Annotated in this window: 9 protein-coding genes, 3 tRNA genes and 1 pseudogene; 8 read left to right on the plus strand and 5 right to left on the minus strand. The window is 72.9% G+C overall.

Features of this window, described 5'->3' with window-relative positions; translation table 11 throughout:
• Nucleotides 1-232: 232 nt before the first annotated feature.
• From IF17_RS0133655 to IF17_RS0133690, 8 genes are all read left to right on the plus strand, one after another.
• Nucleotides 233-568: a histone-like nucleoid-structuring protein Lsr2 gene (locus tag IF17_RS0133655; protein ID WP_030574502.1), complete on the plus strand. Its 336-nt coding sequence runs from the start codon at nt 233-235 to the stop codon at nt 566-568.
• A 251-nt stretch (nt 569-819) separates the two neighbouring features.
• Nucleotides 820-891 (plus strand) — tRNA-Gly (locus IF17_RS0133660).
• Between the two features lie 79 nt (nt 892-970).
• Nucleotides 971-1043: transfer RNA gene (locus IF17_RS0133665), tRNA-Gly, on the plus strand.
• A 144-nt stretch (nt 1044-1187) separates the two neighbouring features.
• Nucleotides 1188-2210, plus strand: coding sequence for an ABC transporter ATP-binding protein (locus IF17_RS0133670; RefSeq protein WP_030574505.1), 1023 nt, complete (start codon nt 1188-1190; stop codon nt 2208-2210).
• Nucleotides 2207-3019, plus strand: a complete 813-nt coding sequence (locus IF17_RS0133675; protein WP_030574507.1) for an ABC transporter permease — start codon at nt 2207-2209, stop codon at nt 3017-3019. Before IF17_RS0133670 ends, IF17_RS0133675 begins: the two co-directional genes overlap by 4 nt.
• Nucleotides 3020-3045: 26 nt before the next feature.
• Nucleotides 3046-4392 carry a sensor histidine kinase gene (locus tag IF17_RS0133680; protein ID WP_032772989.1) on the plus strand — a complete coding sequence of 449 codons (1347 nt, stop codon included), beginning with the start codon at nt 3046-3048 and terminating at the stop codon, nt 4390-4392.
• 14 nt (nt 4393-4406) lie between these two features.
• Entirely contained in the window at nt 4407-5048 is a 642-nt protein-coding gene (locus IF17_RS0133685; RefSeq protein WP_030574513.1) for a response regulator transcription factor, read from the plus strand.
• Between the two features lie 23 nt (nt 5049-5071).
• Nucleotides 5072-5144, plus strand: a tRNA-Gly gene (locus IF17_RS0133690).
• 67 nt (nt 5145-5211) lie between these two features.
• Here IF17_RS0133690 and IF17_RS0133695 read toward each other — a convergent pair.
• From IF17_RS0133695 to IF17_RS0133715, 5 genes and pseudogenes are all read right to left on the minus strand, one after another.
• Nucleotides 5212-6126 carry a phosphoribosylaminoimidazolesuccinocarboxamide synthase gene (locus IF17_RS0133695; RefSeq protein ID WP_030574516.1) on the minus strand — a complete coding sequence of 305 codons (915 nt, stop codon included), beginning with the start codon at nt 6124-6126 and terminating at the stop codon, nt 5212-5214.
• A 108-nt stretch (nt 6127-6234) separates the two neighbouring features.
• Nucleotides 6235-7689 (minus strand): N,N-dimethylformamidase beta subunit family domain-containing protein, encoded by a 1455-nt coding sequence (locus IF17_RS0133700; protein WP_030574519.1) that lies wholly within the window; start codon nt 7687-7689, stop codon nt 6235-6237.
• Between the two features lie 160 nt (nt 7690-7849).
• Entirely contained in the window at nt 7850-9505 is a 1656-nt protein-coding gene (locus IF17_RS0133705) for a M48 family metalloprotease (RefSeq protein ID WP_030574521.1), read from the minus strand.
• A gap of 402 nt (nt 9506-9907) precedes the next feature.
• Entirely contained in the window at nt 9908-11176 is a 1269-nt protein-coding gene (gene purD, locus IF17_RS0133710; RefSeq protein WP_030574524.1) for a phosphoribosylamine--glycine ligase, read from the minus strand.
• A 78-nt stretch (nt 11177-11254) separates the two neighbouring features.
• Nucleotides 11255-12024: pseudogene (locus IF17_RS0133715) on the minus strand (DNA polymerase III subunit gamma and tau); the annotation flags it as partial.

Consider the following 12024-nt stretch of genomic DNA (forward strand, 5'->3'; position numbering starts at 1 on the left):
AAAGTCCTGGGAAAAAATCATGCGCCGGATTGCGCACGGACACGCGGATGTAATTGGCTGGGCTTCACAATGCGGTACCTACCGCTGTACAAATGATTACCGGGGAAAGCAGCATTGCCCCGGGAACACCGGAACAGTCGACTCCAGTCGATCCGTATCCGCCTAACAGCCGGAAGGCCGGCCCATCGGCGCACGCCCGACGCGCCGACGCCGTAGGAAAGGACCGATATCCGTGGCCCAGCGCGTAGTGGTTACGCTCTCCGACGACATCGACGGGGGAACAGCGGCGGAAACGGTCACCTTCGCCCTGGACGGGAAGACGTACGAGATCGACCTCAATCCCGCCAACGCGAAGAAACTGCGGAAGGCCCTGGCCCCTTACGTGGCGGCCGGACGAAAGCAGACAAATGCCGGTAAGCGCGGCAGGACCCCCGCGTCGTACCACCACACCTCCCTCGCCCCGGACCCCGCGGCCGTCCGCGCCTGGGCCCGCTCGCACCGGATGGAGGTGCCGGCCCGCGGCCGGATCCCGAAGAAGGTCTACGAGGCGTTCAACGCGGCGGACTGAGCCGGGGCGCACCCGGGGGCGTGACCGGGTGCATGCCCTGGAGCGTGGGCGTCCGCCCGGCGTGCGGCGGACGCTCCGTCAGGCGGGGTGCGGGCAGGGTGCGCAGGAGCGGGACGGGGGTGCGGACGGCCGCCTTCCGCCCCCTCCGGCGAGACCCGCCGGGAGCCGACTTGCGCGACACCCCCGCAGGTCGGCTAGAGTCTGGAGCACGCCGAGGGGCAAGGCCGAAAGGCCGGAACCCCGAGCCGCGTGCGGGTGTAGTTCAGTAGTAGAACATCCCCCTTCCAGGGGGAAGGCGCAGTGTGCAATTCCTGTCACCCGCTCTGCACGACTCTTCAGACCACTCCGTTGGATCAGGTAGAGTAGTGCTCGCTCCACCGGTGAAAGCCGAGTGGCTGCACTGCGGACGTAGCTCAGTTGGTAGAGCGCAACCTTGCCAAGGTTGAGGTCGCCAGTTCGAACCTGGTCGTCCGCTCCGAACGACAAAGGCCCTGATCGATTTCGATCAGGGCCTTTGTCGTTCGTCCGGCTTCCGCTCACCACTGCTCATGACGTTTGTCATGAGCAGTGGTGACAGCGCGCACTGCTCGCGGGCCCGCTCCGGCGGAAAACTCGAAGCATGACCAGCGACGACTTTCTCAGCGACCGAACGACCGGTGGCACGGCAGACGCGGAGACGGTGATCGCGGCGGACGGGGTCCGCCGCAGCTACAAGGACGGCTTCGAGGCCGTTTCCGGGGTCTCCTTCTCCGTGGCCCGCGGCGAGCTGTTCGCCCTGCTCGGGACGAACGGCGCGGGCAAGACCTCCACCGTGGAGCTCCTCGAAGGGCTGGCGCTCCCGACCGCCGGGACCATCGAGGTCCTCGGCCACGACCCGTACCGCGAACGCGCCGCCGTCCGGCCCCGGACCGGGGTGATGCTCCAGGAGGGCGGCTTCCCCTCCGACCTCACGGTGATGGAGACCGCGCGGATGTGGTCGGCGTGCACCACCGGCGCCCGCCCCGCCGCCGAGGCCCTGGAGATGGTCGGCCTCACGAGCCGGACGGGGGTACGGGTGAAGCAGCTGTCCGGCGGGGAGAAGCGGCGCCTGGACCTGGCGCTGGCCCTGACCTCGCGGCCCGAGGTGCTCTTCCTGGACGAGCCGACGACGGGGCTGGACGCGGAGGGGCGGCGCGACACCTGGGACCTGATCCGGGCGCTCCGGGACGGCGGCACGACCGTACTGCTGACCACGCACTACCTGGAGGAGGCCGAGGCGCTCGCGGACCGGCTGGCGATCATGCACCAGGGGCAGATCGTGACGTCCGGGACGACCGCCGAGGTCACCGCGTCGCAGCCCGCCAGGATCCGGTTCACGCTGCCCGACGGCGTACCGGCAGGGCATCTTCCGCTCTCGCTGCGGGCGGCGGCGGAGGGGCAGCGGATCGAGATCCGTACCTCCGGACTCCAGGAGTCGCTGCACGAACTCCTCGGCTGGGCAAGGGAGTCGGGCGTGCAGCTGCTCGGTCTTGACGCCCGTTCCGCCTCCCTGGAGGAGGCGTTCCTCCAGATCGCGAACACCCAGCTCCGCTCCCGCGCCGACGACCCGCGCCGGGCGGGGACCAAGCCCACGGACGACACGAAGAAGAAGGTGGCGGCATGACGACCACGACCGTCCTCACCGGCCCCCGCAAGTCCCCCTCGAAGGCATCCGCGTCCGCACGGCGGCTCACCGCGCTCGCCCGCGCCGAGCTGATCCTGCTGGTCCGCAACCGGTCCGCGATCTTCATCGCCCTGGTGCTGCCGATCGTGATGATCTTCTCGATCCGGGCCTCGCTCCAGCAGATCGACCTCGCCGGCACCGGCCTCTCCATCGCGGGCGCCGCCCTCACCGGCGGCATCGGCATCGTGCTGGTCCAGGTCGTCTACATGACCCTCGTCACCGGGTACGTCACCCGGCGCGAGGAGCTCGTCCTCAAGCGGCTGCGCACCGGCGAGGTCACCGACCGCGAGATCCTGGCCGCCAACGCGCTGCCCGCCGTCGCGCTGGCGCTCCTCCAGGTCGTGCTGCTGGTCGCAGCCGGCGCGGTCGCCTTCGACCTGAGCGCTCCGCAGCGGCCCGAGATCTTCCTGGCGGGGCTGCTGGTGGGTCTCGTGATGATGTCCGGCCTGGCGGCCGCGACCTCCGCGGTGACCCGGACGGTCCAGACCTCGCAGCTCACCACGTTGCCGCTGTTCTTCGTCTCGCTCTTCGCCTCCGGGATCTTCGTCCCGCTGGACATCTTCCCGGACGGCCTGGCCTCGGTCTTCGAGCTGCTGCCGCTGACCGGCGTGATGACCCTCATCCGGCACGGCTGGCTCGGCGGTGTCGAAGGCGGCGACCTGCTCACGGCCACCGTGGCGGCGCTGGCCTGGACCGGGTTCGCGGTGTTTGCTGTGCAGCGGTGGTTCCGCTGGGACCCGCGGGGCTGACCACAGCGGTGCGCCACGGGAACGACATGAAGGAGCTGGACGCGGTGATCGGGCGAGTACGGGGCTGGCGGCGCGGCTGGACGGAGCGGACCAAGCTCCAGCGCATCGACCTCTACACCCGCCTCACGCTCTGCGCGCTCCCCTGGGTCTTCCTCGTGACCTGGGGCCTGCTCCCGCTCGGCAAGGCCTTCGGCCAGGGCCCGGTGCCGGTGTCCCTGGCCGTGGCGTTCCTCGTGGTGAACGCCGCCCAGTGCCTGCTGAGCAACCGCAACGTGGACCCCGCCTTCGCCCACTACCGGGGCGTGGCGCCCTTCCCGCTGCGGCGGCTGAGGCTCCCTGCGGTGCTGCTGGCGGTGCTGACCGGCCTGCTGGTGGCCCTCGCGGCGGTGGGCGGGGTCGAGGACGCGGGGCTGAGCCTGCTGGTGCTGGACCTGCCCCTGGCGTTCGCGACGCCGTACGTGCTCCTCGTCCCGGCCCGGACGTACCTGCTCCGCTGCGCGATCTGCGCGGTGGCGGTGGTGGCGCTGCTGGGGGCCGTCGGGGTGCCCGGCCGCACGCTGTTCGGGTCGGCCGTCTCGCTGCTCGTCGGCACCGTGCTGGTGCTCATCTCGACCCGGCCGAGCGCCTGGAGCCTGTCCGTGATGTGGCAGGCGGAGGAGGCCCGGGACATGCAGGCCCGGCTGGCGGTGGCGGAGGAGCGGCTGCGGTTCGGCCGGGACATGCACGACGTGCTGGGCCGGAACCTGGCGGTGATCGCGCTGAAGAGCGAGCTGGCCGTGGAGCTGGCCCAGCGCGGGAACGCGGCGGCCGTGGACCAGATGGTCGAGGTGCAGCGGATCGCCCGCGCCTCCCAGCAGGAGGTACGTGATGTCGTACGGGGCTACCGCGAGGCCGACCTGCCCACCGAACTGCTCGGCGCCAAGGGCGTGCTGGAGGCCGCCGGGATCACCTGCACCGTCGAGGGCGCCGACGGCCCGGCGGGGATCGGGGCACCCCCGGCCGTCCAGGCGGCCCTCGGCTGGGTGGTCCGTGAGGCGGCGACCAACGTCCTGCGCCACGGTGATCCGCGGGTGTGCGTGATCCGGCTCCGGACGGTGGCGGGTTCGGTGGTCCTGGAGGTCGAGAACGACGGGGTGGTCGAGGACGACCGGGCGGGGGCGAACGGCGGGGCGGGGGCGGCCCCCGCCGGTGAGGGCGGCTCGGGTCTGGCCGGGCTGCGGGAGCGGCTCGCGGCCCTCGGCGGGTCGCTGGAGGCCGGGGCGGCCGGGGACGGCCTGTTCCGGGTCACGGCGACGGTCCCGCTGACGGCTCCCCGTAACCGCTCCGACGCGCTCCACAACCGCTCCGGCTCCGCTTCTCCGGACGAACGATGACCACCGAGGGGAACATGACCACCGAAGGCTCCGAAGGCCTTGAAGGCCGGCCCCTGCGGGTCCTGCTCGCCGACGACGAGCACCTGATCCGGGGCGCCCTGGCCGCGCTGCTCGCCCTGGAGGACGACCTCGTGGTGGTCGCGGAGGCGGCGAGCGGCCCCGAGGCGCTCGCGATGGCCCTCGCACACCGGCCCGATGTCGCCGTCCTCGACCTCCAGATGCCGGGCGCGGACGGTGTGAAGGTCGCCACATCGCTCCGCAGCGAACTGCCCGGCTGCCGCACCATGATCGTGACCAGCCACGGCCGCCCCGGGCACCTCAAGCGGGCGCTGGCCGCCGGCGTACGCGGGTTCGTGCCGAAGACCGTCAGCGCGCGGCGGCTCGCCGAGATCATCCGTACCGTCCACGCCGGAAACCGCTATGTCGACCCGGAGTTGGCGGCCGACGCGATCTCCGCCGGGGACTCCCCGCTGACCGTCCGGGAGGCCGAGGTGCTCGAACTGGCGGCGGACGGGGCGCCGGTCGCGGAGATCGCGGAGCGGGCCTCGCTCTCGCAGGGGACGGTCCGCAACTACCTCTCCTCGGCCGCCTCCAAGATCGGTGCGGAGAACCGGCACACGGCGGTGCGTCTCGCCCGCGAGCGGGGTTGGGTATAGTGAGCATCGCGCTTCGGCGCAACGCGGACGTAGCTCAGTTGGTAGAGCGCAACCTTGCCAAGGTTGAGGTCGCCAGTTCGAACCTGGTCGTCCGCTCCGGATAGACAGAAGGCCCTGGTCCAGGTGGACCGGGGCCTTCTGCGTACCTCCTACTGCGGGTCTCCTACGACCAGTTGGAGCCGGTCAGGACCTCGTACGCCTCGATGTACTTGGCGCGGGTCGCGTCCACGATCTCCTGCGGCAGCGCCGGCGGCGGCTGCTCGCTCGCGCGGTCCCAGCCGGAGGCCGGCGAGGTCAGCCAGTCGCGGACGAACTGCTTGTCGTAGGACGGCTGCGCGCTCCCCGGCTTCCAGGTGGCGGCGGGCCAGAAGCGCGAGGAGTCGGGCGTCAGCACCTCGTCGGCGATGATCAGCCGCTCGCCGCCGTCCTCGGTGGTCTCGAAGCCGAACTCGAACTTGGTGTCGGCCAGGATGATCCCGCGCTGGTGCGCGATGTCCCGGGCCCGCCGGTAGACGTCGAGCGTCGTCCGCCGCAGCTCGGCGGCGGTCTCCACGCCGACCTCGCGGGCGATCTCCTCGTAGCTGACATTCTCGTCGTGGTCGCCGACGGCCGCCTTCGTGGCCGGGGTGAAGATCGGGCCGGGCAGCTCGGAACCGTCGACCAGCCCCTCGGGGAGGCCGATGCCGCACACCGTACGGGAGGCGTTGTACTCGGTGAGCCCGGAGCCGGTCAGATAGCCGCGGGCCACGCACTCGACCTGGACCATCCGCAGGGGCTTGCAGATGAGGGTGCGGCCTTCCCAGTCCGCCGGTGCGCCGGGCGGCAGCTCGGTGGAGAGGACGTGGTTGGGCACCAGGTCGGCGAGCTGGTCGAACCACCAGAGCGAGAGCTTGGTGAGGACGCGGCCCTTGTCGGGGATCTCGGTCGGCAGGACCCAGTCGTACGCGGAGATACGGTCGCTGGCGACCATGACGAGGTCGCCCGCCTCGTTGCGGTACAGGTCACGCACCTTGCCGGTGTGCAGGTGGGTGAGGCCCGGAACCTGTACGGGCTCGGGCTTTTCTACAAAACCGGACACGGTTCCTCCGCGTAGATTGATCCAGGAGCGGTTCCGATTGTCCCGTATCCGCGGCCCGGTCTTCGCCCGGGGCTCGGCCTGGTGTTCCTCGCGCTGTACGAGCCCCGGTCAGTCGCGCTTGCAGATCCGGTCGAGGAGGTTGGCCGTGGCCCGCTGGATCCGGGGGTCCGTGTGCCCGGGGCGGTCCAGGGCCGGGGACCAGGCGAAGGTGCCGGAGGCGAAGACGAGCGCGCCGGAGGGGGCCTGGTAGAGCGAGGTCTCCTGGTGGCGGACGGCGCCCTCGGAGTCCTGGTACGGGGAGTGGGCGAGCAGGATCCGGTTGTCGTGCTCGGGCAGGCTCGTACGGGGGAAGTAGCGGTCGGCCTCACCGGCGACCAGGCCCGGGATCTCGTCGCCGTCGGCCGCGCCCGTGGCGTCCCAGAGCCAGTGCTCGGCGTTGCGCACGACCAGCGGGCGGGGCTCGGGCACCCGGCCCGCGTACTGGATGCCCAGGAGCTGCTGCTCGGGCCGGTCCACCTCGCGCCAGAGCGCGGACTTGCCCGGCCCCCGGCGCTTGCGGCAGGTCAGCAGCCGGTCGGGGATGCCGGAGGCGGAGGGAGCGAGGCCCACCTGCCAGTACATGGTGTTGGCGGAGAGGAAGACCAGCGAGGTGCCGCAGTCGCGGGCGCGCTCGGCGGCCCGGCGCATGGGCAGCGACCAGTACTCGTCGTGACCGGGGAAGACCAGGCCCCGGTAGCGGCTGGGGTCGATGCGGCCCGCGTGCAGGTCGCGGGCGTCCGCGTAGGCGAGGTCGTAGCCGTATCTCTCGGCCCAGCGGATGAAGTCGTACGCGTGCCCCACGTGCAGCGGCAGCCCCGCCCCGGCGTACGGGCGGTCGAAGGAGATCGTGACGGCGGCGTCCTCCTCGCCGAGCAGCCGCCCCCGCTCGTCCCACGCGTGGTAGAGGCTGGCGCCGGTGCGGCCGTCCTCCGGATAGAGGTTGTACGCCTGCCAGGTGATGTCCGGGAGCAGGAGCAGCAGGTCGGCGGGGTGGTCGTGGCGGACGGTGAACGGGATGTGCGAGCGGTACCCGTCGGCGGTCGTCAGGACGGCCACGTACGCGCCGACCGACCAGTAGGTGGGGATCTGGAGCCGCCAGGACATCCACCAGTGGTGGCAGGAGACGGTCCGGTCGGCGGCCAGCGGCGGCGGCTGGACGATGCCGGAGAGGCGCGGGCTCGTGGTGATCTTGGCCGCGCCGTCACCGCCGTAATGACCGATCCGGTAGACGTCCACGGAGAACTGCTGGGGCGGGTCCACGGTGATGTGGAAGTCGATGGCCTCGCCGGGGGCGGCCGCTCCGGGCGAGACGAAGCCCTTGATCTGCCGGTGCACGTCGTCGGCGGTGCGGGTGCCGCCGCCGGTCGAGCGGCCGAGGTCGGCGTACCAGGGGACGACCTGGCCGGTGTCGTCGAAGTAGTTCTCACTGCCGCGCAGCCAGGGCAGGGGGCCCTGGCCGAAGGGGTCGCTCACCGCGTGCGCGAGGGCGCCCGACTCCCACCGGCGAATCTGCTCCGCCCCCATGCCGCGCCCCTCCCTCAGATCCCCCGGACAACTCCGGCGCGCACGATGTCAGCGCCGATCCCCAGCACATCACATAACGCACGCACTCCGTCACCCTTCGTCGCTAATTGACGTGAACGGAACCATCTCTTCCGGCTCGTGCACGTCCTGCCCCCAGGGGTCACACCAGCCGTACGGGCTTGTCGGAGCGGACGCCCACCTCGGCCAGCCAGGACCGCAGCGGGTCCGGGTCGCCGTCCTCGACCAGGCTGAGGACCGGCACCGCGAGGTCCGCCCGGCGCTCACCGTCGACGAGCAGCGCGGGACCGTCCAGCCAGTCGAGGCCGGGGGCCGCTCCCGCCGTGTCCACGGCCGCGCAGCAGACCATGGCGGCGACGTGGTCGGCGAGCAGCTCCGTGCCCGTACGCGGCGGCTGGAGCGGGAAGAGGGGGAGCGGGTCGGGGCCCCAGAGGTCGAGGGGGTCGGCGCCGGCGGCGGATGCCGTCTGCTGGGCCGGTCCTGGCGCCGGGGCCTGGGCGTCGTCGCGGGCGACCGCCGCCCCGATGCCCGCCGCGAGCTCCTCCCCGGGTCCGCCGGGACCGGCCAGGTGCTCCATGACGCGGGCCAGGGTGGGCACCGCCGGGTCGGCCAGGGAGGCCGGGGGGACGCCCATGGCGTCGAGCACCCGGTGCAGCCGGGCCGCCTCCGTACGCCACTTCCGGTCGACGACCTCGTCCGGATACTGCTGCCAGTCCACCGGCGCCCAGTCCGGACCGCTCTCCGCCGGGCCGCCGTGGAAGAGGCGGGCGGCGAGCAGGGAGGTGGCCTCGTCGGCGATGCCGGGCTCCTCCAGCAGGTCGCAGGCGGGGCGTTCGCCGAGGCGCGAGGTGAAGCCGTCGGCCAGCCGGTCCCGGCGGGAGAGCTCGGTGAGGGCGGAGACCACTCCGGCGTCCAGCCGGGAGGGCCAGCGGCCCATCCGCCAGGCGGGCAGCGCGACCCGGGTCAGCAGCCGGTCCCAGCCCGCGTAGGCGAGGCCGACCTGCTCCTGGGCGGCGATGCGGAGTGCGTAGTCGACGCCCTGGGCGCGCATGGAGGCCGTGGCCGCCACGCACCGCTCCATCTCGGCGGCGTGCTCCCGGCAGGCGCGCAGCAGCAGCCGGGCGACCCAGCCGGTGAAGGCGGCGGGGACGGCGCGGAGGGCGCCCCGGCCAGGGGCGGCGCCGTCGGCCACGGCGGCGTCCAGACCGCGGACGAAGCGCCGGGCGGCGGCTATGTCGGGGTGCGCGGACGAGTCGGTGCCCGCCACGACGGGGGCGAGGACGGCGCGGAGCTCGGCGACCCGCATCCACCAGAGGAAGGGGGAGCCGATGACGAGGACGGGGGCGGTGTTCCTGGCTTCTGCTGTCGTTCTGCTCTTACCGCTCCGGTGCGTGCGGTCCTCCAGCCAGCTGTCGCAGTCCGGGGTGAGCGCTATGGCCGCGGGCGCGGGGACGCCGAGCCGGTCGGCCAGGTCCCGGACCAGCCGGTAGAGATCGGGGGCCCCTTCCTCCGCCACGGGGACGGTGGGGCTCACGGCGGGCCGGGCCCGCGCGATGGCCACCGCGACGGCGGCGGCCACCAGCAGCACCACGACGGCGCCCCCGAGCACCGCCCAGCGGACGCCGTCCCAGACGGGCCCGCCGAGGTGCCCTTGGGCGCCCGCGGCGAACAGCACGACCGCCACGGCCGCGGGCGTGATCACCACGGCCAGTGCCCTGCTGCGGATCCGCAGCAGGGCGAGCGCTCGGGCCTGTGCGGCCCGTGCACCCAGCTCCTCACCCACGTCGATACCGGACACGGCCGGATGTCACCCCCTCTGCCCTCTTGGCTCTCGCGGCGGTGTTGCTCACTCCCCCACTGTGGCACCCGTCACCGACATCGCAATGCCGGTGGGCCAAGTGCCGGAACGCTTGCGCCGCACCCTAGTTGGGGGTTCGGCGGGCGTCATCCGTCTGGCCCAGTCGTCACCCGATGGAATGGCTTTGGGCAAAGCTGCTGACGTGTCCGCGTCCGTAGGGCAGGGCTGGGCCTCTGTGCACTTCGCTCTTCCTCTGTGCACTTCGCTCTTCCTCTGTGCACTCCATGGGGCAGCCCCTCGCGCCGCCCGCGTGCGCCGGTGGCGTACGGGGAGGCGGGAGGGGCTGCCTGGGTGCTGGGGGCGGGGGCCGGCGGATCAGCCTCCGGCCGGGTGGCCGAAGGATCAGCCTCCGGCGGCTCCGGCGGCTCCGGCGGCCTTCAGGGCGATGTCCGTCCGGTGCTGGGAGCCGTCGAGGCGGATGCGGCCGAGCGCGGTGTAGGCGCGCTCACGGGCCGCTGCGAGGTCCTTGCCGGTCGCGGTCACCGAGAGGACCCGGCCGCCCGCGCTGACGACGGCGCCGCCTTCCGTACGGGTCCCGGCGTGCAGGACGTACGCGTCGGGCGCATCCTGTGCCGCGACCTCCGCGAGCCCGTCGATCGGGTCGCCGGTGCGCGGGGTGTCCGGGTAGTTGTGCGAGGCGATCACGACGGTGACGGCCGCGTCGTCGCGCCACGTGAGCGGCGGGAGGACGTCCAGGGTGCCGTTGGCGGAGGCGAGGAGGACCCCGGCCAGCGGCGTACGGAGCCGGGCCAGCACGACCTGGGTCTCGGGGTCGCCGAAGCGGGCGTTGAACTCGATGACCCGTACGCCACGCGAGGTGATCGCGAGGCCCGCGTAGAGCAGCCCGGAGAAGGGCGTGCCCCGGCGGCGGAGCTCGTCGACGGTCGGCTGGAGGACGGTTTCGAGGACCTCGTCGACCAGCTTGGGATCGGCCCACGGGAGCGGGGAGTAGGCGCCCATGCCGCCGGTGTTCGGGCCCGCGTCGCCGTCCAGGGCGCGCTTGAAGTCCTGGGCGGGCTGGAGCGGCAGCACGGTGGTGCCGTCGGTGATGGCGAAGAGGCTGACCTCGGGGCCGTCGAGGAACTCCTCGATGACCACGCGGTCGCAGGAGAGGGCGTGGTCGCGGGCGGCGGCGAGGTCGTCGGTGACGACGACGCCCTTGCCCGCCGCGAGGCCGTCGTCCTTGACGACGTACGGAGCGCCGAAGGCGTCGAGGGCCTCGTCGATCTCCGCGGGGGTGGTGCAGACGTAACTGCGGGCGGTGGGGACCCCGGCCCCGGCCATGACGTCCTTGGCGAACGCCTTGGAGCCTTCGAGCTGGGCGGCTTCGCCGGAGGGACCGAAGCAGGGGATGCCGGCCGCGCGCACGGCGTCGGCGACCCCGGCGACGAGCGGCGCCTCCGGGCCGACGACCACCAGCTCGGCGCCCAGCTCGGTCGCGAGGCGCGCGACGGCGTCACCGTCGAGGGCGTCGACCGGGTGCAGTTCGGCCACCTCTGCGATGCCGGCGTTGCCGGGGGCGCAGTACAGAGCGGTGACATCGGGGTCGAGGGACAGAGAGCGGCACAGGGCGTGTTCGCGGGCGCCGCCGCCGATGACGAGGACCTTCACGGGGTGCAGCCTAGCCGCCGGGGGCGGTGGGCCCGGACGGCCGCCGGTCCGTGGACGGCCGGGCCGCCCGCTCAAGGGCTACTGCTCGTTGGTGAACTCCTCGACCACGGTGGCGCCCAGCTCGCGGACGATCAGCTCGTGGCCGGAGAGGGCGGAGTCGACGAGATCCGGATCGTCGGCCTCCGCGGTGTCGTCCTCGGGGGCGACGGCGTACCCGCGGTGGGAGGGCTCGGGGGCGGAGGGAGCCGTGCCCCGGCCCTGCTGGGCCTGGTGGGACTGCGGCGACTGCTGCTGCCCGGCGGAGGACGGGGCGGCGGTCTGCTGGGACTGCTGCTGGTTGTACTGCTGGCTCGGCTGCTGGTCGTACTGCTGCGGGGCGTGCGCCGGGGTGCCTTCGTACGCCGTCGGGGTCGGGGTGATGGGTGAGGGCGTCGGGGCGGGCGTGTACTGCGGGGCCGGGCGTCCGCCGGCGGGGGCCGGGGGGGCCGCACCGCCGCCGGAGGTGTCGACGACCGCTTCGACCCGCCACTGGGCGTTGAACCGCTCGGCGAGTGCCTGCTTGAGGACTTCCTCGCTGCCGCTGCTGGCGAAGTTGTCGCGGGCGCCCGCGTTGATGAAGCCGATCTGGAGGGTGGTCCCGTCGAACCCGGTGACCTGGGCGTTCTGGCTGAGCAGGATCCAGGTGAAGCGGCGCTTGTTCTTCACCGCCTCCAGGATGTCGGGCCACATGTTCCGGACCTGGCCGGCGCCTTGGGCCATGCCCTGTCCGCCCGCTGCCGGGGCGGCGGGCACGGAGGGGGCCGCCGGGGCGGGGGTGGCCGGTGCGGGTGCGGCGGGGGGCGGGGTGG

It is taken from the genome of Streptomyces cyaneofuscatus (genome assembly GCF_000718135.1).
Lineage (GTDB): Bacteria > Actinomycetota > Actinomycetes > Streptomycetales > Streptomycetaceae > Streptomyces > Streptomyces cyaneofuscatus.

What these genes read in the sequence shown, in the direction of transcription:
- IF17_RS0133670 (WP_030574505.1), top strand. Translation starts at nt 1,188, where the DNA reads ATGACCAGCGACGACTTTCTCAGCGACCGAACGACCGGTGGCACGGCA.
- IF17_RS0133675 (WP_030574507.1), top strand. Translation starts at nt 2,207, where the DNA reads ATGACGACCACGACCGTCCTCACCGGCCCCCGCAAGTCCCCCTCGAAG.
- IF17_RS0133680 (WP_032772989.1), top strand. Translation starts at nt 3,046, where the DNA reads ATGAAGGAGCTGGACGCGGTGATCGGGCGAGTACGGGGCTGGCGGCGC.
- IF17_RS0133685 (WP_030574513.1), top strand. Translation starts at nt 4,407, where the DNA reads ATGACCACCGAAGGCTCCGAAGGCCTTGAAGGCCGGCCCCTGCGGGTC.
- IF17_RS0133700 (WP_030574519.1), bottom strand. Translation starts at nt 7,689, where the DNA reads ATGGGGGCGGAGCAGATTCGCCGGTGGGAGTCGGGCGCCCTCGCGCAC.